Source organism: Streptomyces griseicoloratus, from assembly GCF_014534645.1.
Taxonomy (GTDB): domain Bacteria; phylum Actinomycetota; class Actinomycetes; order Streptomycetales; family Streptomycetaceae; genus Streptomyces; species Streptomyces griseicoloratus.
This window is the reverse complement of sequence record NZ_JACVQF010000180.1, coordinates 33,889-54,707: the sequence shown is the minus strand read 5'-3', so window position 1 is coordinate 54,707 and position 20,819 is coordinate 33,889. Positions and strand designations below refer to the sequence as shown.

The following is a 20,819-nucleotide window of genomic DNA, read 5'->3' as shown; positions in this document are numbered from 1 at the left end:
CATGCTCGCCGCAACAGCCCGAGGAGCCCGCGGCATCTGCGAGGTGCGCGACGCCGGCCTTCCAGTACCCCTCACCGATGAAGGACCCACGGTCCACGAAGTCGACCTGGACGACGCAGTCAGCCGCAACAGCCTGGCCCGCGCCATCATGACGACCGCCACCCTGGAGGAGGCCGAGGCGTACAGCCGCGAGATCTGTGGCTTCTCGGAGATCGACTACGAGCGCAACAAGGCAGCATGGCTCACTGAGCGGCCACCTACGAAGCTCGACCCCGACGACGTCCTGTCCCGGCTCGACCAGTTCCAGAGCGAGGCCCGAACCCGCGGAGTCACCCACACGACGTTCCGCCACATCACCGAGGCCCTGAACCTCAGCGGTTCTCACAGGGACGCCCTGCGCCAACTGCTCATCAGCAGCCGCCCGGAGCAGTACGCAACTCCCTTGTGGCGCATCCCATCCGACGACTGAGTTACAACCTTCTTCACGGGTTCAAGCACCCGTCGTCGCTTCGCTCCTCCGGGCGGGCGCGGGCGGCCGGCGGCGCCCGCGCTCATGTCTCCGCCCCGCTCGGCGCCGCCGGCCGCCCGCTTCCGCCCAAGAGGCAGGCCATACCGGCATGAGGTCAGAACACGTCGTGGCTGGGGCGGTCGGCTCCGCAACTTTAGCCAGCCACTTTGGCGCGAGCCTCGAAGATCATGGCCCCAACGTCGTGCTTAACCGGGCAGGTCCACAGACTGCCCGACGCGCCGGAAGCTTACGGGGCCATGATCACTCGCGCCAAAGCAGCTCCCGGCCAAAGTCGCTCCGCCGACCGTACAGTTATCAAGCCGAGGTCGCCATTGCCGAATCTGCACGGGCGAAATCGCTAAAGGTTCGCACGTTCCACAAGATGGCCACAGCCTGATCTTCGATGACGTAGATAGCCGTCTTTTCAGAGTCATACGTAGGCACAATGGTCTGAGACCGACGGAGTGCCCGACCGGCGCAAGTAAGGCTTTTCTGGATGTAGGAGCCGGGTGATTGCGATCTGCTTCGTCTCAAGAGGAACCATAGGAAACGCCGCAGATCTACCCGGTTACGGCTCACCGCTCCAGAGTCCCGGATCAGTATCACCTCAACGGCGCACTATGACCCTCCAATTCTTCCTCCCCCCTGCGGATGGGGCCCGCACTCCTTCAGGCAATTTGAGGCTTACCGTAAGGTTAGTGTGCTCATTCAGACGAGAGAAATCCGGGGCGGTAAGAAACTCTCCTTCGCAGTAAACATATAGCGACTTTAGGGGCTTTACTTCACAGAGAGCTTCCCAATCATCAGGGGAGGATTCGAGAAGGTACAACTCTTCCAAGTTGGGGAGTTCGTTCAATTCTACAACAGTTCCCCGGACACACGGCACGTTCAACATCACCGATTTAATCGTTGCCATTTGTCCGATTCCCGTGAGGTTACACGATCTCTCGGGCATTGCACCTACGGAAAGGTTAGTAAGTTGCGGCACCTTGCCACCGATAGCGTCCGCGAAAACATTTTCGCTTGGGTTGACGACATGTAGATCTGCGAGGTGCGGCAAATCGGGTAGCTGCCCCATCGAGAATTCGTCGTCTTCATCGAAATGCAAGGTCAACGACGACAACCTTGGCAGCCTACTGAGCGGTTGCAGCGACGAGGGCCCGCCTACAGCGAAAAGTAGAACAAGCCCTTCTAGAGACTCATGGCTCACTAGATTTTCTACGTCAGACAGACTCACACCGCCTCTGAAAACCAAGCTTTTGATGGGTGCGGCATGGCGCAGCCAGTTAAAGTCTTCAACAAGCATTTCGCATTCAACCGTGCCCAGCTCGGGGAACCGGGACAGCGTCTCCAGCAAATCACGGTTTGCGATGCGCAGCCTCTTTGCTGCGATAGGAGACTTACTCATTACTTTTTCTGCGTAGTCATTGAGATCGAACTGTGTCCAGGCGCGGGTGAGTTCACGATAGACCGAAGTCCTGTGATCGGCTCCGTACCCCGCAAGGATGTCGAGGGCGGAATCACCACCAATCAGGCTGGCCGTCCGGACCGTAGCTGATGCCTTGAGGGCAGTGAGGCGTCGAGATGTTCGCGGCAACAAGTTCAACGCAGCTTCTCCGACCGCCGCGATCTCCTTGGCCTCAGATACCCGGCTTGGAGGTATCAAAGATTCGACCTTTAGTCTGACTTCTTCGTAGACTGCGGGATCGACTTCCTCAGCGCTCTCCAAGCAAGCCGCTGCAAGCAAATGGAGGCGCGCGAGATTGTGAGGCTCGGCATCCCCCCGCTTAATCAACAAATCCAGGATCTCTCCGCGCTCTTGAGGTCTCGCATGCCCAACAGCCATAATGACCACTTCATGCCACTGGTCTTTATGGGCATTTTCAACCATGGACCGGATATCATTGATCGCAATCACATTGGCTGCGGCGAGATATTCTTGGAAGGTGCGGTGTATGAAATCGACCCTGCCGTCGACCGGTTGTCGAAGCAACCCACTTCGCACCATAAGGTATTTGAATACCTGGTGTGCAGAAGCAGTGACGCGCGGCATGGATGTCAATGCATGGCCGATTTGTGTTACAGCCTGGTCATCTCGCGCATCTGTTAGGTTGTTTCTAATTAGCCAGTGAGCAAAGTGTCCGAGAATCCTTTGCTTTTGATGCAATGATAGCTCGGGGGCGTCATCATGAGAAATTCGCCTCTCGACGTCCCGACGAACAAGCAACATCTCAAGCGCGGCTGTATATAGCTCCATCCGGCCACGGGGTAGCTGCATTCGCCTGTCACGACTCAAGGTGCACAGGAGAGCGCAGAGAAGAGGGTTAGAAGCTAGTTTTCGGAGTGGCGCTTGAGATCGGATTGCTTGGGTCAGTTCTTCTTCGTAACGCTCAAGATCCTCCAAATCTGCGTCTTCAGAGTTGGACGGTAGAGATTCACGGACTGCCGCGTGCCAGTGCTGAATAAAATACTCGATGTCGGACGGGCTCATAGGGAGCATGTCCAAGGAGGTGAAGCCTTCTCGAATCAGCCAGGCTTCTTCGGCGGCTGCCGGCCGTGAAGTAACAATATATCTTACCTCCGGATACGAGTTAACTAGTTCCTGCAGCCATTCCTTGGCCTCACCCCTACGGTTTTCTGGTAGTTCATCTACGCCATCAATCAGAACCAGCGCCTGGCCGCTTGCCAACACTCGATTAACCCAACGAGGTGGCATCTCTCCCGAGAGGTGCTTTCCTAGCTCAGAGAGGAAATCGTGCGCTGCCGGCAGTTGAGTGGCAGCAAACCGTCGCAACGGAAGGAAAAAGGGAACAAATCCGTTGATGCCTCCGAGTTCGTCCTCAAGCGATCGACGTGCAGCATTGACTGCAATCCAATGCAGAAGTGTCGTCTTACCTGATCCCGCCTCGCCCCGTAGAAGGATGCGCTTGAAGCTGGCTAGCGCCTGTTCTGATCGGATCCCACCCGCTGCGTCATAAGAAGGAGAGGCCTTGCCTCGTAGCTGGCGGAGCAACTGCGGATCTTCGTGCCGCATGAGTTCCGACACTGTTAAGTTAGTGGCCGCCTCTTTCCTCGGTCGTACCTCTGCCAACGCGAGACTTATGTATGCCGCACTGAGGGGGTAGGATCTCTGCTCAGGATCGGAAAGAGTGACTCCAAAGAGTTCCAACTGGTCGAGCTTGCGGACGGCTACAGAGGCGTATCTTTCCTCAAATCGAACTTCATCTTCGGAAGCATCGTCTACCACGGATCGCTTGATCGCATTTATCTGTTTGGCCAATTCAGTCGTGCGTTGCAACTGTTCCAGGTTGGCCCGAGCGAGAAATGAGGGCCAAGTGGTGATGAAGTTGAGTAGTTGCGCGGATATCTCATGTACCAGCCGGTGATAGAACTGTTCACCGGAGTCGCTAAGCTGTGCTGTCGTAACTGATTCAGCATTTGCCAGAGTTACCTTTTGCGCGTAGGTCGCCGCATTGAAATCATTCTCGAACGGATCTACTTGCACTTTCGAGAAAGAAGACTCTGTGGCCGCAGCGGCAGCTATGGCCTCCTCGTGGGGGAGGTCACGGAATTCAGTTTCCAATAGAGGCGCTAGCACACGTACGACATGTGCAGAGAAAGCCTTTATGTCCTTTTCGTGCACTTGGTTCGCCTGGAAGAACCGGTTTTTGAAGCGGCCTGTAGAGGGGTTTGCGACAGTTGAAGCGCCTGGCTTAGCAGAAAGGATAGAGCGAACTCCTGCAGCTGCTACAGAACGAAGCGCACCTGCCGCTAGCTTTAGCGCGAAAGGTTCCCACCCAGACAACTGTCTCTCCCCCTAGCTGGACTGCCTGTTGGCCAAGCGTAGCCATGTCGCTGGGGGCCTGCGTTGGCTTCCGGCTAAGAAGTCTGGCCAGGGCCTGGTCCCTCGTCCCGACACTCTCCGAGCGCCGAGATCCGTGATCGGGCTCCGGTCGGGACTAGGGATCGCGAAACCTGATCGATGCAATCGCTCGCGAGCCCAACTACCGGCTGTACACCCCGGGTGCTCCAGCCACCGCCACCGTGCGGCCGGCAACAGGTACATCCACAGCGCCGACAGCAGCGCTAGATCAAGGATCCCCCTGCACGCGGCCACTATGCGCTGCAGCTCTGCTGTGCTTGCCCTGTAGGGCCAAGACCGGAGACGAAGCGCCGTGCCAGACTCGTGCCAGGTCGTGCGGGGAACCACGGGGAATGGCGGGAAGCATCTGCCGACCGGTCCAGCTCCGCTAGCAGATCCGCCGCTGGTCAGCCCTCAGATCACCCGTCAAAGACCCGAGCTTCCCAAGCTGAGAGCGCGAGTTCGATTCTCGTCACCCGCTCCAGTGCGAAGGCCCAGGTCAGAGACCTGGGCCTTCTTCGTCGTCCACGTCCCATCGCTCGTGTCCGGCGGCGGGCGCGCGGTTGTGCCGGTCCCCGGGACGGGGTGGAGGCTATGGGGTCCTGGTGAGGGCGGGCGGCATCCAGGTGCCGTTGATCACGCTCTGCTGTGGCCAGTACATGCGCAGGATGACGTTGAACTGGCCGGAAGGGGCGGGGAGCCAGTTGGCCTTCTTGTCCGGGGCGGGGGCGTCGTGTTGGAGGTACAGGTCCACCGAGCCGTCGGGGTTGGCGGTGGGCTTGGCGGTGTGTCCCACCGCATAGCGGTCGATCGGGTTCGGTACGAGGAAGCCGTCGGGGTTGTACATCGTCACGGACCAGAAGGCGTTCGTGGGCGGGGTTTTGCCGGCTGGGAAGTGGAGGGTGTATTTGTCGTCGCCGGTGAGCTTGCGGCCGGTGCTGTCGGTGAAGTTGATCGGGTAGACGGCGTCCTGGGGGAGGTTGGCGCCGAGTCCTTGCCAGTTGGTGGCGGCGCGCAGGGTGTAGTTCGTGCCGTAGGTGCCGAGGTCGGTGGCGACTCGCCAGCCGTTGACGTCCTTGCCGAGGTGCGCGACGGCTGCCTGGATCTGCTTCTGGCCCTGGGGCACGGACTGCCGCAGGGCGTTGGCGGTGTCGGCGGGGACGGAATCGAGGTCGAACGCCTTGCCGGGGTGGATGCCCAGCCGGGCGAGTTTGGCGACCATGGGCGCGTCGGCGGCGTCCGGAGGGTTGTCCGCCATCGCGTCGGCCAGGCGTGAGTAGAACGTCTGCGCGTCCATCTGCTGCACGAGGTTCTTGGGCGGGGTGCCGGGGACGTTCTCGTCGACGTGGCCCTGCGGCGGCTTGTAGGACTTGTCGCCGTAGGCGCTCAGCGGGCGGACGTCGTACTTGCTCACGAGGGAGCGCACCGCGGGCAGGTCCGAGGGGCCGTTGAGCTGGGTGCGGCCGAGGATCCCCGCGGTGTCGGTGGGGGACTTGATCTGCTTCACTCCGGACGGCAGGCTGCCGTGCCAGTTCGGTCCGGTGATGGCGTAGTCGCCCGCCTGTGTGCCGGTCGTGCGCTTGCCCACTGAGTCGATCACGTTGGTCCAGGCGCTGAGGATCGGCATCAGGTAGTACCGGCCCGCGGTGTCCGGCACGTGCAGCACGACCGGCTCCTTCGACAGGTCGAGCCAGGCGGGCGTGTACAGCGTGTCCACGTTGGGGGAGACCACGGACTTCGCATCGGGGCCCGGGACGTCGGCCGCCTTCGCGAACTGGTTGATCGGCGCCCGCATGCTTTGGGCGTCCGGCGCGGTGACGTTGGTCGACGACTGCTCGGTGGCCTTCATCAGCACCAGCGGGTAGCCGTAGACATACGCCTGCGCCGCGTCGTCGGTGAGGTCGCCCCGAGCGGGCGCCGCTCCCGCGGAGGCGGGCGTGAACATGGCCAGCACGAGCGTGGCCGCGGCGGCGAGCACTGCGCCGGATGTCGCTCCGTGGCGTGCGGTCCGGCGTGCGGGGTCTCTCCCGCCGGACCGATGGCGCTCGGGAGCGTTCATGGGGGCGAATGCGCGACGCTCGGCTACGAAGGGCATGGTGCTGTCTCCAGGTGTCTGTCCGTGCGGGACGGCGCCACCGGCGTTCGTCCGGTGGGCGGGCACGAGGACGGACGCCGCCGGCCGTGTGGAGCCGGTGACGGTTCGCTGCTTCGGGGGTGACCCGGCCGGCGCCGCGGACTGTGCGCCTCCTGCCGGGCGAGGCGCCGGGGCGTCAGCCTGCGACGATCCGGGAACGCTGAGGGCGGGCGGGACGCATGGCCGTCTCGTCGAACGCCGGCAGCGGCCTGATGAAGGGATCGAGGATCTGGCGGGCTTCCTGCGGGGTGATGACGTCCGCGGGGTCGAGCTTGATGATCTCGGCTCGATCGGGGTCGACCTCCCAGACGTCCTCGCCGACGAGCCGGCAGCGGTCGTCGTAGGGCCAGACCATCTCCTCGGAGGCCTTGTAGATGTACATCGCGTCGTGGTCGTCGACGTCGATTCCGGCAGCCGCCAGAACGTGGCCCGGCTTGAACTGGTAGCCGGTCATCTTTGAGGCGATCATGTGGTCACTGACGGCGACTTCCTCGTCGTCGGTGTACATCACGCACTCGCCCGTCTCGGACCAGGTCCGGTACAGGTTCTTGATCGCGTCCTGCCCCTCCAGACGGGTGCTGATGCCGAGGGCGTGGAAATGGTAGACGGGATCCTCCACCATCATGCCGGGCGCGAAAATCTCCTCGTAGCGCCCGGCGATCTCCAGGTAACGATGGCGGTAGTACGCCTGGAGCATGAACCGGTGCCGCGGATTTTCCGTGATCTCCAGCAGCTCCACGACCGCGCGGTTGGTGTTTGCGATGTCCAGTTTCGCCATGTTTTCGGCCTTCTCCGTGTTCGCCCGTCCCGCGCGACTTCCCGGGGTGCCTACGGGCTGCTCGGTGATGCCGCCGTGGGACCAGGGGCCTCCTGCGTCCGGCTGCGCACGGCAGAAAGCCGGACGGGGCCGTGGCGCGAGAATTGCCGCCCTCCGGCCCCGGCCGGCGTCGAACACGGGCCAGAAGCCTGCGCGCTTACGCGGCAGCGCCCCTTCCGAAGCACACCGCGGCCCGGAGGCCCATGGTGCTCGACGCGGAACACTCTTACATGGTCGGTGTGCCCCCAGGTCATGGCAACTCGAGTGGCGGGCCGGTGACCTGGAGCTTTGGCGTGAGGAGAAGCTTGCGGTCATCCCGGGCACAGGACGGACGGCTGCGGCTCGACGAGGGCTGGAGCGAGGGCGCGGGCCGGACGACACGTCCGTGCCTGCCTCGCCGACGCCGCGAACACGCGCCTCGCCTCGTCCTCGCACGTCACTCCCGGGAGATGTGACCTTTATTGCGGTAGGGGGGTCTCGGGCGCGTTCGCCGTTGTGCCATCCGCTGACGACGGTGGCAGCGGCACATGTCCCGTCGAGCGAGGTCACAGGACTGCGGGCGGAAGTGCACGGCAGGGAGGCCGCGCCCGCGGAGAGCAATATCTGTTCCCGTGAAACAAGAAATAGGTGCGGGGTACGGCGAGTATTCCTCGACCGCCCGGCGGAACGGAATTATCGACCGTGCAAGGCCGATCGCACCGTGCTACTGTCGCCATCAGTTGCAGGTGTGGTTGCCAGAAGGTTTTTCCGACGGCCGATCATCACGGCGACACGGAATGCGCACAAGGCGTATTCCTGACACCGCCCCCGAAGGAGAAACAACGTGGCTACTGGCACCGTGAAGTGGTTCAACGCGGAAAAGGGCTTCGGCTTCATCGAGCAGGACGGCGGCGGCGCCGACGTCTTCGCCCACTACTCGAACATCGCCACCCAGGGCTTCCGCGAGCTGCTGGAAGGCCAGAAGGTGTCGTTCGACATCGCACAGGGCCAGAAGGGCCCGACGGCCGAGAACATCGTTCCCGCCTGACGCACCGGCACTGACGCATATTTCGCAGCTGGGGCCCGCACCTTGGGGTGCGGGCCCCAGCCGGCTTCACTCCCAGGGTGATTTTCCCCGGCATTTTTCGGCCCGTTCTCGCGATTCTCTGCGCCGCTCATTCTGCTGCGGAAATTCCTTGATACGTGCCCGCATCGAGGAAGGTTCCGCATGAACCGCACACGTACCACTCGCACACGCGCCAAACGCACGTACGACCGCTTCGGAGGAAGCGCCGCCGCGGGCCGCTCAGGCGTTCCGCGCCACTCCGCCGGTCACGGAAACCGACAGCCCGTGGGGGGCGAGTTCGCGCCGCCGAAGACGGTCACGCCGGCGTTGCCCGCTGTCGAGGCATTCGCCGATCTCGCCATGCCGGCGCCGTTGCTGACCACGCTCGGCCACGAAGGCGTGACCGTACCGTTCCCGATCCAGGCGGCCACCCTGCCGAACTCCCTGGCCGGCCGCGACGTGCTCGGCCGCGGTCGCACCGGGTCGGGCAAGACCCTCGCCTTCGGCCTGGCGGTCCTCGCCCGCACGGCAGGCCGGCGCGCCGAGCCGCGCCGGCCACTGGCGCTGATCCTCGTCCCCACCCGTGAGCTGGCCCAGCAGGTCACCGACGCGCTCGCTCCCTACGCCCGCTCCGTGAGCCTGCGGCTCGCCACTGTCGTCGGTGGAGTGTCCATCGGCAGGCAGGCCGGTGCGCTGCGTACCGGCGCGGAGGTGGTCGTCGCGACGCCCGGTCGGCTCAAGGACCTCATCGACCGGGGCGACTGCCGGCTCGTCGACGTCGGCATCACGGTGCTCGACGAGGCCGACCAGATGACAGACATGGGCTTCATGCCCCAGGTCACCGCCCTGCTCGACCAGGTGCGGCCCGAGGGCCAGCGGATGTTGTTCTCGGCCACCCTGGACCGCAACGTCGACCTGCTGGTCCGCCGCTACCTGACCGACCCAGTGGTTCACTCCGTCGACCCGTCGGCCGGTGCCGTCACCACGATGGAGCACCACGTACTCCACGTGCACGACGCGGACAAGCACCGCACGACCACCGAGATCGCGGCCCGTGACGGCCGGGTCATCATGTTCCTGGACACCAAGCACGCCGTGGACCGGCTGACGAAGCACCTGCTGAACAGCGGTGTCCGCGCCGCGGCCCTGCACGGTGGCCGGTCCCAGCCGCAGCGCACCCGGACCCTGGCGCAGTTCAAGGACGGGCACGTCACCGTCCTGGTGGCCACCAACGTCGCGGCCCGCGGCATCCACGTCGACAGCGTCGACCTGGTCGTCAACGTGGATCCGCCCAGCGACCACAAGGACTATCTCCACCGTGGCGGCCGTACGGCCCGCGCCGGGGAGTCCGGCAGCGTCGTCACCCTGGTGACTCCCGCCCAGCGCCGCGGCATGACCCGGCTGATGGCTTCGGCCGGCATCACCCCGCACATCACCCCGGTCCGCTCGGGCGAGGCGGAGCTGAGCCGCATCACAGGCGCCCAGGCGCCCTCCGGGGTCCCTGTGATCATCACCGCGCCCGTCGTGGAACGCACCCGCCGCGCCTCTGCACCGTCCCGGGACCGCAGGAACCGCACCGGCCAGGGCCGACCCGTCGGCGCGGGGGCGCGCCGACGGGCACAGTGCCTGCCCGGGACGGACTCGGCTGCTTAGGCCGGCACAGTCCCCGGCGTCCCTCGGCCTCCCGAAAGCCGCCGCGGTCTCCGGGGCCGCAAGGGCCGCCAAGCCGACCATCCCCTACCGAAGGAGACACCCGTGACGCCAGCGCGGACGCAGTACCGTATGCCGGACCCCGCTCCCGTGACCGCGGTCGAGGAGATCGAAGGGCACGGCCCTCGGGTATGTGACGACATGACCGTCGAGGTGGCTCTGGCCGTCATGGCGGGTGCCCGGGTCGAGTACCTGACCGTGTGCGACGGGGACGACGAGAGCACAGGCTTGGTCACCCGGGTCCGGCTCGCCGTTGTCCGGAACAGTTCCGCGTACACGGACCGGATCCGTCTGCGGGACGTCCGCGACGGACCACTGCCCTCGCCCGGCGTCGGCGAGTACGGCCGGGTTCCGGGCGTACTCGCCCTCTCGCGCTGATCCGTCCCGCCCCGGGCGGCCCGTTCTCCTTCTCCCCACGACTTCTCTCCTGTGAGGCATCATGCGCTGTGTCATCGCCCGGTACCCGTTCGACCTGACCAGGAACGGGGTGCTGGCCTCCATGAAGGGCGTCAGGCCCGAGCTCGTCACGGGTGCGTCCGTGACCATCGGCCGCCGCCGCTACCCGGTCAAGCAGGTGGGCCAGGTCATCACACGACAGGACCCCCGTGACTTCACCGCCGGTGAAGTCGTGCGGGCCATGACGCGTCTCGGCTTCACCTGCCACGACCGCCCCGAGGGCGCGCCCGTGGCCGTGGGTGGACCGACTGCCGTCCAAACCGCGTCCGCACTGCTCGGCGGCACCGGTCCCATGGCCGTGTGAGGACGGGCGGGCGACCTCAGAATCCCGGTGGGGGCCCTGCCGACGCGCGTCGGCAGGGCCCCCACCGCTGTGTCTCCGTCCGCTCGGAAACCGCCGGCCGGGCAACCGGGCGGAGAAAGCGTCTCACCGGTCGAAGTGGATGAGATCTCCTACGGTCCATGCGCTGACGTCCTTGATCGCAACTCGGTACATGCCGCCCGTCTCCGGGATCCCGAGGCTGCCCTGCAGGATCCGGGCGAGATGAAAGTGCAGATGCGTGGGCCCCTCGCCGCGACCGGGCCGGTTCCCTCGCGGAGCGCGGGCGAAGACGTCCGAGAACGGGCCCAGACGGTCCGAGTCCTTCAGGACCTCCGCGCCTTCGCCAACCGCTGAGGGCCGATCGCCGCAGGGTTCTTCCTCCTCCAGAAGAGTGAAATCTCCTCTTGCTGGAGTAGATTTTCGTTACTGGCATGGGTACGCTTCTTCTCGTAGACACCGGTCGAACGAGACCCGCCAGACACGAACTGGCGGGTGGCTGAATAGAAGTACGCAGGTCAGTGTGGCTCTCAAGCCTCGAAGCCAGAGTGTTCCCAGAACGGTGACGGGGCTGAGAGCCGCACTGGGCGGCTCACACGTCGAGGAGCTGCCAACAGCAGTACAGGTTTACTCAGTGGCTGGATCGAGAGGAACGGAGGAGCAGACGCCATCAGGATCGCCCGGCCCGAGAGCCACTCGGCCCGGGTACCGCAAGACCCCGGATTGGATGGTGGTCCCCGGTCACGCAGCTGCGATCCCCCGCTCCGCCCTGCCGGGCCGGGTAGCGGAAAACAGAAGGTCGGCACAGCAGTAGGGCCGACAGATGGTGTTCAATTTCCTTCGGGGCCCTGGTGCCGTACGGCGCCAGGGCCCCTCGACGCGTTACACAGCGAGGTGACATGACATCGGACAACCCTCTGAATGATCGACTGGACGACGACGACTACCCCGCGTACACGATGGGCCGGGCCGCCGAGATGCTCGGCACCACCCCGGCCTTCCTCCGAGCCATCGGTGAGGCTCGTCTGATCACTCCGCTCCGCTCGGAGGGAGGACATCGCCGGTACTCCCGCTACCAGCTGCGGATCGCCGCGCGCGCCCGCGAGCTCGTCGACAAGGGGACCCCGATCGAGGCCGCGTGCCGCATCGTCATCCTCGAGGACCAGCTTGAGGAAGCGCAGCGCATCAACGCCGAGTACCGCCGCGCGGCCAGCCAATCGGCGGGCAGTTCCGGCTCCGGCTCCGCCTGAACACGCGGGCGCGTGCCGTATCCGGAACGCCGTCCTGTGGCCGAAGGAGAGCACGGCCCGGAAAGTGTCGCCGGTCCGCTGCTGCCGAATCGACGCCGCCCTCACCCCGGGTGGCGCCCCCGCCGGAAGGGCTGTGCACTGGCCGGGGGTGGCCAGACCGGTCGACGGAGACAGCGGCGCCGAGCGCGTAGCCCGTTCACGCGAGCGCTTCGGCCGGCGGCCTTCCGCCGTGCCCACCCACAGCGGGCCCACAAGAGCGGACAACCAGGGCCGCCAGCGGTACCAACAGGCCCGTGCAACGGCGCAGGTGTACCGCATCCCGCCGAAGTGCTGATAGATCAGCGCCGCCTTCTCGGAGGACTGGCCGGCGCGCACCATCGTGTCCCGGAGAGTGGCGCCCGAGCGGGTCGACAGCGTGACCAGTGTGGCGGAGGTCGTAGAAGCGGAAGCCGTCCGGGCTCTTCTCGGCGAACCAGTCGAGGTGTCACCTCACCTCCTTCCGGAGGAAGGCCGGGTGGATGACGACGCGAGCACCCGCATCGGGCCGTAGGCCCACGTACGGCGCCGGCGCGCGCCGCCTCTGCGGCGCGCTGCGTGCATGCGGTAGGAAACCCTCTGCGGCTGAGGCCGGTCGGCTCCACGACTTTACTGGCCGCTCTCTGTCCGTTCGTGTGCTCGATTTGCACCATCTGATCTGCGACGGCAGAGGCACCCCCGTTCAAGGCCCTCACCACTGCGGCCAACGTCAACGACGTCACGCAGACTCTGGCCCTGGCCCTGGCCGACGGCATCCCACCTGTTGTGGGAAAGCCGGGCCCTCCGCGCAGGCGCCGCATCTGCCGGTGATCTCCCGCAAGGGCGCCCGCAACATCAAGGGGCTGGGCAAGCTCCGCTATGTCGTCGAGCAGACCTTCTCGCTCCTGCACCACTTCAAACGCCTCGCCGTACGCTGGGAGCGCCGTCTCGATCTACACGACACTCCGGTCTCACTCGCCTGCGGTCTCATCTGCTGGAGACGTCTCAAGAAGGTCCGCAGCAGCAGATCAGAAGGGCGGCAGTTCGGAGCTGAGCGACTCGGTGTATCCGAGGGACCACCGTCCACCAACGATCTCGCAGATCGCATCCAAATCGGCGCGTGTCCGGCCCCGGACGTGAAGCCAGCTGTGGACGCCCACGCCGTCTTGGCGCAGCAGCCTGCCGGGGGCAGAGAACCAACGCACGGGAAACTCTTCCGGACCGGTCCACATCGGGTAGTCCGGCAGTTGTATCCGCTGAAAGTGTTCAGGCACCGCATCAAGCAGGTCTGCCGACAGCTCACACGCGTTGTACAGCCGTCCCCCGCCGGCGAACAGCGCCTCGCTCAGTACGAGCTCGACGCAGGCCAGGGATACCGGGTCCATGAACGGCACCCAGCCGTGCTGCGCCTGAACGAGCACCGGAGGATCGTCTTGGTCAAGGTCGGTAAGGCGTACGCCCCAGAAGGCGCAACCCTGGTTCTCGCTGCGGAATACGAGGACACCGCCGCACTCGTCATGCATGAACATCTCGTTAGGCGGCAGCAGGGGGTCCTGGTTGGCAACCAGGTCGAGCCGGGCTCCGGCGAGCGTATAGAACTCGTGCAGCGCAGTCGGCAGCGAGCAGCCGAGAATCGCCTCCGCCCGTGACAGTTCCACTCCGGGCGTTCCGTCGCCCTCGGTCAACGGATCACCCCAAGCACCAGCAAAGCTGCGGATGAACGCCCAGGCCCGCTCCCGATCGGAAATCCCGCCGCCCAGAGCCTCGGCCGCGTCGAAGCTGCCACTCATGCCACGCAAGGTACCGAAAGCCCGAGCCGTACCACCAAGAGACCATCGGGCCACCCAGGGAAAGCCACGCTTCAGGACCGGTCGGCAGCTCACCGGAGCGGCCAGCATGGAACCGACGATTGCCATCCCTCGATGACGGCTTCCAAGATCTTGTTACGAGCCCTTAGTCCAATTCGGGGGCGGCGTTGCCCCTGTGTGCCCTAAGTGCAGGCCAACGACCCCGGAGGCCCTGCCAAGTCAGCCGGCCGGGCCTCCGCTTGCGCGGCTCACCGAACGATCGACAGGTGGGACCGGTCGGCCATGCCGACGCGATGTCGCCCCTCTCCCGCCTGCGTGGTGACGACCAAGTCGAAGACAAGGTCACTGAGGTCGGCCGACTGGAGATGCAACTCGCGGGTCATGTCCGTGAGATGCATGCCTTCTCTCCGCAGGGCCGTAAGGGCCCAGGTCAAGTCCTGCGAGTCGCTCAAGCGAAAGGATCGCCACCCTCATGGCCTCGTCAATCGCGCCTGTAGCTGAAGGGATTGTTCCTTGGGGCCGCCAGCGTCTCCGCAGGAGGGCATTCCGAGACGATCGGTTAGTAGGCGCTGGGCGAGCTCACAGCTCCCGGTCCATGCCTCAGGGCGGCCACAGACTCAGTCAGTCCCGACCTCTCCAGCTGGCCCAGCACGTCATCGAACGTCTGCGGCGGGCGCCGTCGGGAGGTCGCGATCTCTTGCACCCAGGCGTACACGACACGATCGTCCAGCCCTATGAGATCCATCATGAACTCGTCAGCGGACTTGCGTTCAATGCCCCAGTTGGCGAGATAGTCGGGCGGGAAGTCCTTACGATTGTTCGTAACGATCACTTGGGCGCCCGCCTGGATGGCTGCGGCCAGCACATGCCTGTCATCCATGTCAGGCAGCTTGAGCCCCTCGATGAGGGGGCTCAAAGCCCGTGACCAAACAGTCACGCACCGCCAGGTTCATCAGGGACCTCCGGCGCGCCAGGGTTTCGGGAGCGATGTTGTAGTCCCGTGCGACGTTCCGATCCACCTCATCCAGGATCGCCTCTGTCCATCTAGCGCGGACGAAGCCTCTCTGGCTGACATGGATCAGCAGGTCCCGCAGCGTGTTGGGGTATAACACGCATGCGTCATAGATCACGACAAATGCCATGTCAGAGCAGTCCCAGCTCCTGATCCAGTTCCATCAGTTCGTCGGCTGCCCCCTTGCGCTTCGCGTCGTCCTCACGCAGGTACTGACGCAGATCAGCGAAGCGAATACGGCGGTGACGACCCACGAGCCTGAAGGGGATCTCGCCAGACTCGAGGAGACCGATCAAGTATGGGCGGGACACGTTCAGCATGTCGGCAGCCTGCTGGGTTGTGAGCTCAGCGTCGACCGGCATGATCTGAACGCCTTGGCCATTGGCCAGGGCTGCCAGCATCGAGGCGAACATCTCCGCCACAGGCCGCGGCAGAACAAGCGCTTCGTCGCCGCCTCCGGTCTCCAGGTGTACCTGGATGTCTTCATCACCCTGAGAAGTGCGTGAGAGGTAGTCGTTGATCCGCCGCAGCGCTCGCTGCGCATCACCTGCGTCGACTACGCCTGGTTCGAGCTTCTTGCCTGTTGCAGTCCCCATGACGTCCTCCACTGTTGTATTCGAATTATTCGCAACCAACGAAGCAAGCGCAACCTGACTGCGGTAACGATCCCCGAACGGAGGAACCGTCTGTGCTGGTGGGCGGGCCGGCACAGACCATCGAAGCTGCCTCAAACCGCGATCGGCCGCACTCTCCCGCGACTCAAGCGGACACCCACTGAAGCTCATCGCCCACGTAGCGGCGGTCCCCGGTGGCGAGTCCGTACAGCTAGCTCCTAGCGCAGGGAGCCACTGCGTGGGGCCCAGCGCCGAGAGGCCCTCAGCGAGTACTGGCAGGCGCAGGAGGTTCGCAGTCAGGTCGAGTAGGCGATCGTCGATCTCTTGAACACGGAAGCCGAAGACCCCCTTGAAGAGGGAGGCTGGCTCGATCTCACCTTCATTCGTCGCGAGCTCCGAAGCCGCGGCTACCGCGTCGGGGAGGACGAAGTGGAGGAGGCCCTCGACTTCTTGGATTGGAACCGGATCGGCGTGGTGCAGCGGTCCGATCGCGGCTATCGCTGTACGGCCGGTGTGCACGCCGCCGGCATGCGCATCCGGGCGCTCGGACACCAATGGTCCGCGGCGGCGCATCACCGGGAGGTGCGACCAAGCGATCAGGAGAGCCAGCCGTAAGCCTGACTGTGCTTCCGTATGCCGGCCGCCATCCCTAGCGGCACCGCGGAGACAAGTCCTCGGAGAGCCCCACGCGGGGCCACTGGTTCCAGCGAGCGGTCCGCCTGCCCACCGAACAACTCGAGGTCCAACTGGTCTTTTCCGCAGGCCTCAACCCCGTCACCTGGGCCACCGAAACCCCCATGACCGCGGAGGCCCCTCCAGTGGGCACCCCGCCCGTCCGCAGCGACGAGGCCGGGCTACGGCAATGTACGCCGCGCCCATCATCACCGCCTGCCGTCGCCGGAGAAACCGCTTTGAGCGTCCCGACGCTACCGGACTATGGTCCCTCCTTCTCCAAGACGTATGTGCTGCGCGAGTCCGGGTCGCCGGAGAAGAAGTAGAGCCTCAGCGCTTCCTTGTCGTCGCGCTGCAGCTCGAACGTCCATGTGTAGCTCTTGGGGGCCTGGGGGCGGCCCGCCGACGGGGCGACCGGCTCGTCCGGCTCCGGCGCACGAGCCGCCGCCTCGGTGCGTGAGGTGAGAGTGAGCTGGACGTGCTGTCCGTCGTTCCATCCGGCCCGCTGGTCGGTCAGCTTCCAGGTTCCGCGGCCCGACAGGCGCCACCTGTCGTCGAAGTCCCACTCCTGTCCGTCCAGGAGGCGGATGTCGGCCTTCCCGTCAGGCCGGAAGACGACGTTCGTCCGGTCGTAGCCGATCCATGACCCCAGTATTTCCTCCCGCTTCGCGTCGTGCAGTGCGGGTACGTCGTCGTGCAGGTGCGGACCGCATCCCGCGAGCGCGAGGGCGAGGGTGAGCAGGCAAACGCCGAACGCCGCACGCCGCCGTCTGACAAGGCCGGATGAGTATGGCGACACGGCTTTCCCTCCTCGAGAAGACACAGCGCCAAGGGGTCATGGGCCATGGGCCTTGGGGCCATTGGTTCAGCCGCTTGGCTACTACGGCCGTCATGCCGGCGCGGGATTTGAACACGTTCAACTCGTGGGCCGGCGGCCGTACCCCTACCGGGGGCCTGCTGGCTCAGGGAGCGGTGCCGTCCTCGCCGATGCGCAGGTCTTCTCTCATGCGTGCCCGCAGCAGGGCGAGGGCGTCGTCGTAACGTCGGCGCCCTTCCAGGTACGCGGGCTCAGAGGCCGAGACGCCCTCCATCACGCGGTCACGGAGGTCACGCAGGCGGCGGAAGGCGTCCTCCGAGGCCTCCACGACACGGCTGGGCGCGCTGATGGTCATCTGGTACCTCAGGCCGATGCACGGCCCGAACGCCTCGCGGGCCGTGGTCCGGCGCGTCGAGAGGTCCATGTCCGGGTCCCGGGCCACGTTGCCGCAGGCGTGACGGGCCTCGGACAGGCCGGCCAGGTACTCCCCGTACAGGGCGCGACGCGCCTGCGTTTCGCGGTCGAGGCGCTCTCGTCTCCACCGTTGGCGGTCCAGAAGCATGGCGGATCCCGTGGCGATCGCCGCGCCGACCATGGTGCTGATCAAGGTGATCCATTGCATGCAGCAATCGTGAGGCACGCAATTCCCGTCGTGGGTAAACCCCTTGGGCACCGGTGGCTGTATCAGGGTGTCACTGCTGTGAGCCCGAGGAGGGACGCTGGAGATGGTCGACCCTGTGGTGTTGGTCGTGGTGCTGGTGGGGGCCCGGCTCGTGTATGCGCTGGCGGCGTTGTGGATGCGGCCGGCACGAGAGCGCGCGTGGGCGCATGCGCTGGCCACGGTGGTGCGGGCGGCCGGGCCCGGCGGCGTGGTCGAGGTGACGCGTGCCGACGGCGACATGGTGACCGCGCGTTCGTCGGCGGGCGACGGGGCGGAGCGGCGGTGAGCGCGGAAGCGGCCGTGCGGTCGCGTGACTTCGAGACGTTCTTCTCCGGAGCGTACCCGCGCCTCCTGGCGCAGGCGATCATGGTGTGCGGCAGTCGCGAGGACGCCGAGGACGCGGTCCAGGAGGCGTTCGTCGAGGCCTACCGGGCCTGGGACCGCATCGCCGGGTACGAACTGCCCGAGGCGTGGGTGTACCGGGTCGCGGTGCAGCGGCTGTGGAAGACGCACCGCAGGCGCAGAACGGGCCAGGACCGGCTGCCCGACGTGCCGGTGCCGGTCCAGGCCGGCCCGGAGCAGACCGCCGAGGCACGCGAGGTGCTGCGGCTGCTCGCGGCCTTGCCGCCACGGCAGCGGGCCACCATGGTGTTGTTCTGCCTGCACGGCTGGTCCCAGAAAGAGGTCGCCAAGGCGCTGCGGATGACGCGTGGCGGTGTCGCCGCGAACGTGTCCAAGGCGCGCCAGACGCTGAGGGAGGCGCTGGACATGGCCGCGGACGAGACGTCCGGTCGTGACCCGTTCATGGGCGGAGCGGAACCGGCCGGTGCGGGCCGGACCGACGCGAGCCGGATCGACGCGAGCCGGATCGACGTGGGCCGGCTCGGCCTCGGTGCCGATCCCGTCGTCACCGCCCTGCGCCACGCCGAGGCATGGCTCCGGGCGGCCGTCGTGGCGGACCCGGCGGCGCTCGACCGGGCGCGGGCCGCCGTGGCCCGCCGGCTGGAGGAGAGACGGTGACCGCTGTCCTGGGGTGGTTACGCGGGCTGTTCGCCGTGGGACTGCTCGCCGGGTTCTACGTCGTGGCGTTCGCTCTGCTCGCCGCCGACACGGCACTGGTCGTGGCGATGCTGTGGCTGATGGTCGAAGCACCGACGCGGGCGGGCAACTGGTCGCTCGTGATCGGCGGCAGCATCCCGGCGGCCTTCGCGCTCCTCTACGGCATCGTCACGGTGAGCCGCGCCGAGCAGCATCCGCCCGGCGCGGTTCTCGTCCACCGCGACGAGGCGCCCGGCCTGTGGCGGCTGGTCGAGGACCTGGCCCGGGGGATGCGCACCCGGCCGCCGAGCCGGATCTACCTGACGCCGGAGGCCAACGCGTCGGTGTCGGAGGAGGCGCGGCTGCTCGGCTTCGCCGTCGGGGAACGGACCATGCACCTGGGCGTGCCCCTGCTGCTGTGGCTGAAGCCCATGGAGCTGCGGGCCGTGCTCTGCCACGAGCTCGGCCACTACGCGGGCCGGCACACCCGGTTCGGCGCGATCACCCACCGGGGGGCGGCGTCGCTGCGCTCCACCCTGTTCCGGCTCAGGATGACCGCACGGTCGGACCAGGCCGTGCCCGGATACGCCTGGCTGTTCCAGGCGGTGATCGGCTGCTACGCGTGGCTGTACCTGCGCCTGTCGCTCGCGGTGCGCCGGCACCAGGAACTGGAGGCCGACGCGGAGGCGGTCGCCGCGGTCGGTCCGGCGGTGACCGGCGAGGCACTGCGCGCCGTCCACGCGCTCGGCATCACCTGGGCCGGGTTCGTGGGCCGGTACCTCCGGCCGGTGCAGCGTCTCGGGTTCGTGCCCGAGGACATCTTCGAGGCGTTCGCCGCCATGGTGGACGACCCGCTCGTCCGGGAGCGGATGGCCGAGCTGCGCGAGCACCCGGTGGAGGCCGGCCGGTCCCCGCTGGACTCCCACCCGCCGCTGGCCCGGCGGCTGGCCCTGATCGAGGCCCGGCGCGCCGGGGAACCCGGCGTCGCCGCCGAGGAGGGCCCGCTGCTCCCCGACCGGACGCCGGCGGCGCGGGTGCAGCGCAGGCTGCTCGCCGAGGCCGGGAGCCCGGCGACCGCGCTGCCCCGGGCCACGTGGGCCGATCTGGCCGCCGAGGCGTTCGCGATCGAGCTCGCGAGCCTCCTGCTGGAGGCGGCACGCGGCACCGGCGTGACCGCGCGGCCCACGCTCGGCACCGTCCTCGGCCTGCTGGAACGGGGGGAGCAGGCGGAGCTGGTGCGCCGGCTCACCGATGCGCCCGAGCCCGAGGAGCAGCTCGCCGAAGCCCTGTACGCGGTGACCGGGCAGGCGCTGGCCGGCGCCGGCCGGGCGCGCTGGGTGCTCAGCTGGACCCGGGGCTACCTGCTGGACTGCCCGCAGGACCCGGGCGGACGCCTGGAGGATCTCGTCGCGGATGCCGTGCGCGACCGCGCGGGAGTGGCCGCGCTGCGTGCCGAACTGGCGCGGCTCGGCCTGGACGTCGAGGCGCCGGTCGTGCTGGCCCTGCGTACGGTGGCGGCACCGGCCGGACGGACGACGGCCGCACGGGCCACCGGGCGCGCGCCGGACCTGGTCGTCGAGGAGCTCCGGCGGCAGCGGAAGGTCGCCAAGGTGACCATGGGCGCGCTGGTCGCGACGGCGGTGGTGTGGGGCATCGCCCTGGTGGGGTCGGACTCCTCTCAGCCCTATCCGCCGTCCTACGGGCTGGTGCTTCCCACGCCGACCTTCCCCCGGTACCCACCGGACCCGCAGTACCCGCAGGGCACGCAGTACCCGCCGGAACCGCGTTTCACCGATCCGCTGCCGGTACCCGGCTTCACCGCGCCACTGCCCACTCCGGGCCTCACCCGGCTGATCCCGCTCCCGACACCCGTCATCCCCGTCCACCTCGTCCACGACGTGGCGCCCGGTGACACGCTCTCCGGCATCGCCTGCCGGTACGGCACCACCGTCGAGGAGCTGCAGGAGCTCAACGGCATGGGAGCGGGAACCCGTCTCGTGGCAGGGCAGAAGCTGCTGGTACCGGCGCCCTGGCAGGGCTCCGGGGGCCGTGGAGCGGGCTGCGGATGACCGGGAAGGACG

Annotated in this window: 20 protein-coding genes and 2 pseudogenes; 10 read left to right on the top strand and 12 right to left on the bottom strand. The window is 66.5% G+C overall.

Annotation, left to right across the window (positions count from 1 at the left end; all coding sequences use genetic code 11):
• Positions 1-469, top strand: a 469-nt coding sequence (locus H0H10_RS09790) for a DUF1152 domain-containing protein (RefSeq protein WP_188180469.1), incomplete at its 5' end; no start/stop codon positions are given.
• A gap of 646 nt (positions 470-1,115) precedes the next feature.
• On the opposite strand, the gene H0H10_RS09785 is transcribed toward H0H10_RS09790, so the two are convergent.
• From H0H10_RS09785 to H0H10_RS09775, 3 genes are all read right to left on the bottom strand, one after another.
• Entirely contained in the window at positions 1,116-4,313 is a 3,198-nt protein-coding gene (locus H0H10_RS09785) for an NACHT domain-containing protein (protein WP_373566828.1), read from the bottom strand.
• Between the two features lie 649 nt (positions 4,314-4,962).
• Positions 4,963-6,348 carry a DUF1254 domain-containing protein gene (locus tag H0H10_RS09780; protein WP_309141769.1) on the bottom strand — a complete coding sequence of 462 codons (1,386 nt, stop codon included), beginning with the start codon at positions 6,346-6,348 and terminating at the stop codon, positions 4,963-4,965.
• 292 nt (positions 6,349-6,640) lie between these two features.
• Entirely contained in the window at positions 6,641-7,282 is a 642-nt protein-coding gene (locus tag H0H10_RS09775; protein ID WP_188180467.1) for a hypothetical protein, read from the bottom strand.
• 862 nt (positions 7,283-8,144) lie between these two features.
• On the opposite strand from H0H10_RS09775, the gene H0H10_RS09770 reads away from it, so the two are divergent.
• From H0H10_RS09770 to H0H10_RS09755, 4 genes are all read left to right on the top strand, one after another.
• On the top strand, positions 8,145-8,348 hold the full coding sequence (locus tag H0H10_RS09770; RefSeq protein WP_028799214.1) for a cold-shock protein: 204 nt from the start codon (positions 8,145-8,147) through the stop codon (positions 8,346-8,348).
• Positions 8,349-8,528: 180 nt separating this feature from the next.
• A complete protein-coding gene (locus H0H10_RS09765) occupies positions 8,529-10,019 on the top strand; it encodes a DEAD/DEAH box helicase (protein ID WP_188180466.1) in 1,491 nt (496 codons plus the stop codon).
• Positions 10,020-10,148: 129 nt separating this feature from the next.
• Entirely contained in the window at positions 10,149-10,454 is a 306-nt protein-coding gene (locus H0H10_RS09760; RefSeq protein WP_188180473.1) for a CBS domain-containing protein, read from the top strand.
• A gap of 61 nt (positions 10,455-10,515) precedes the next feature.
• On the top strand, positions 10,516-10,836 hold the full coding sequence (locus H0H10_RS09755) for an SCO5918 family protein (RefSeq protein WP_188180465.1): 321 nt from the start codon (positions 10,516-10,518) through the stop codon (positions 10,834-10,836).
• Positions 10,837-10,959: 123 nt separating this feature from the next.
• Here H0H10_RS09755 and H0H10_RS41200 read toward each other — a convergent pair.
• A pseudogene (locus H0H10_RS41200) lies at positions 10,960-11,190 on the bottom strand (hypothetical protein); the annotation flags it as partial.
• Positions 11,191-11,750: 560 nt separating this feature from the next.
• Between H0H10_RS41200 and H0H10_RS09750 the strand changes: the two are divergent.
• Positions 11,751-12,101 carry a MerR family transcriptional regulator gene (locus H0H10_RS09750; protein WP_153547088.1) on the top strand — a complete coding sequence of 117 codons (351 nt, stop codon included), beginning with the start codon at positions 11,751-11,753 and terminating at the stop codon, positions 12,099-12,101.
• Between the two features lie 327 nt (positions 12,102-12,428).
• Here the strand turns inward: H0H10_RS09750 and H0H10_RS39775 are convergent.
• The 6 genes and pseudogenes from H0H10_RS39775 to H0H10_RS09730 form a co-directional block, all read right to left on the bottom strand.
• Positions 12,429-12,678, bottom strand: a pseudogene (locus H0H10_RS39775) (tyrosine-type recombinase/integrase); the annotation flags it as partial.
• Positions 12,679-13,144: 466 nt separating this feature from the next.
• On the bottom strand, positions 13,145-13,906 hold the full coding sequence (locus H0H10_RS09745; protein ID WP_188180464.1) for an SMI1/KNR4 family protein: 762 nt from the start codon (positions 13,904-13,906) through the stop codon (positions 13,145-13,147).
• 266 nt (positions 13,907-14,172) lie between these two features.
• Positions 14,173-14,322 carry a hypothetical protein gene (locus tag H0H10_RS09740; RefSeq protein ID WP_188180463.1) on the bottom strand — a complete coding sequence of 50 codons (150 nt, stop codon included), beginning with the start codon at positions 14,320-14,322 and terminating at the stop codon, positions 14,173-14,175.
• 161 nt (positions 14,323-14,483) lie between these two features.
• A complete protein-coding gene (locus H0H10_RS39770; protein WP_223179636.1) occupies positions 14,484-14,804 on the bottom strand; it encodes a VapC50 family PIN domain-containing toxin in 321 nt (106 codons plus the stop codon).
• A 1-nt stretch (position 14,805) separates the two neighbouring features.
• Complete coding sequence (locus tag H0H10_RS39765; protein WP_223179635.1) at positions 14,806-15,066, bottom strand: hypothetical protein; 261 nt, start codon at positions 15,064-15,066, stop codon at positions 14,806-14,808.
• Position 15,067: 1 nt separating this feature from the next.
• Complete coding sequence (locus tag H0H10_RS09730; RefSeq protein ID WP_188180472.1) at positions 15,068-15,532, bottom strand: helix-turn-helix domain-containing protein; 465 nt, start codon at positions 15,530-15,532, stop codon at positions 15,068-15,070.
• 342 nt (positions 15,533-15,874) lie between these two features.
• Here H0H10_RS09730 and H0H10_RS09725 point away from each other — a divergent pair, with 342 nt between their 5' ends.
• Positions 15,875-16,165 (top strand): hypothetical protein, encoded by a 291-nt coding sequence (locus tag H0H10_RS09725; protein WP_188180462.1) that lies wholly within the window; start codon positions 15,875-15,877, stop codon positions 16,163-16,165.
• Positions 16,166-16,484: 319 nt separating this feature from the next.
• Here H0H10_RS09725 and H0H10_RS09720 read toward each other — a convergent pair whose 3' ends face one another.
• Both H0H10_RS09720 and H0H10_RS09715 read right to left on the bottom strand, forming a co-directional pair.
• Positions 16,485-17,021, bottom strand: coding sequence for a hypothetical protein (locus tag H0H10_RS09720; RefSeq protein ID WP_188180461.1), 537 nt, complete (start codon positions 17,019-17,021; stop codon positions 16,485-16,487).
• A 163-nt stretch (positions 17,022-17,184) separates the two neighbouring features.
• Entirely contained in the window at positions 17,185-17,661 is a 477-nt protein-coding gene (locus H0H10_RS09715) for a hypothetical protein (protein ID WP_188180460.1), read from the bottom strand.
• Positions 17,662-17,764: 103 nt separating this feature from the next.
• Here H0H10_RS09715 and H0H10_RS09710 point away from each other — a divergent pair, with 103 nt between their 5' ends.
• From H0H10_RS09710 to H0H10_RS09700, 3 genes are read left to right on the top strand one after another with little or no spacing between them, the layout of a single operon-like run.
• Positions 17,765-17,986: a hypothetical protein gene (locus H0H10_RS09710; RefSeq protein ID WP_188180459.1), complete on the top strand. Its 222-nt coding sequence runs from the start codon at positions 17,765-17,767 to the stop codon at positions 17,984-17,986.
• Positions 17,983-18,720, top strand: coding sequence for an RNA polymerase sigma factor (locus H0H10_RS09705; RefSeq protein WP_188180458.1), 738 nt, complete (start codon positions 17,983-17,985; stop codon positions 18,718-18,720). Before H0H10_RS09710 ends, H0H10_RS09705 begins: the two co-directional genes overlap by 4 nt.
• Positions 18,717-20,807 carry a M48 family metalloprotease gene (locus tag H0H10_RS09700; protein ID WP_188180457.1) on the top strand — a complete coding sequence of 697 codons (2,091 nt, stop codon included), beginning with the start codon at positions 18,717-18,719 and terminating at the stop codon, positions 20,805-20,807. The genes H0H10_RS09705 and H0H10_RS09700 overlap by 4 nt, the downstream gene beginning before the upstream one ends.
• Positions 20,808-20,819 lie beyond the last annotated feature (12 nt).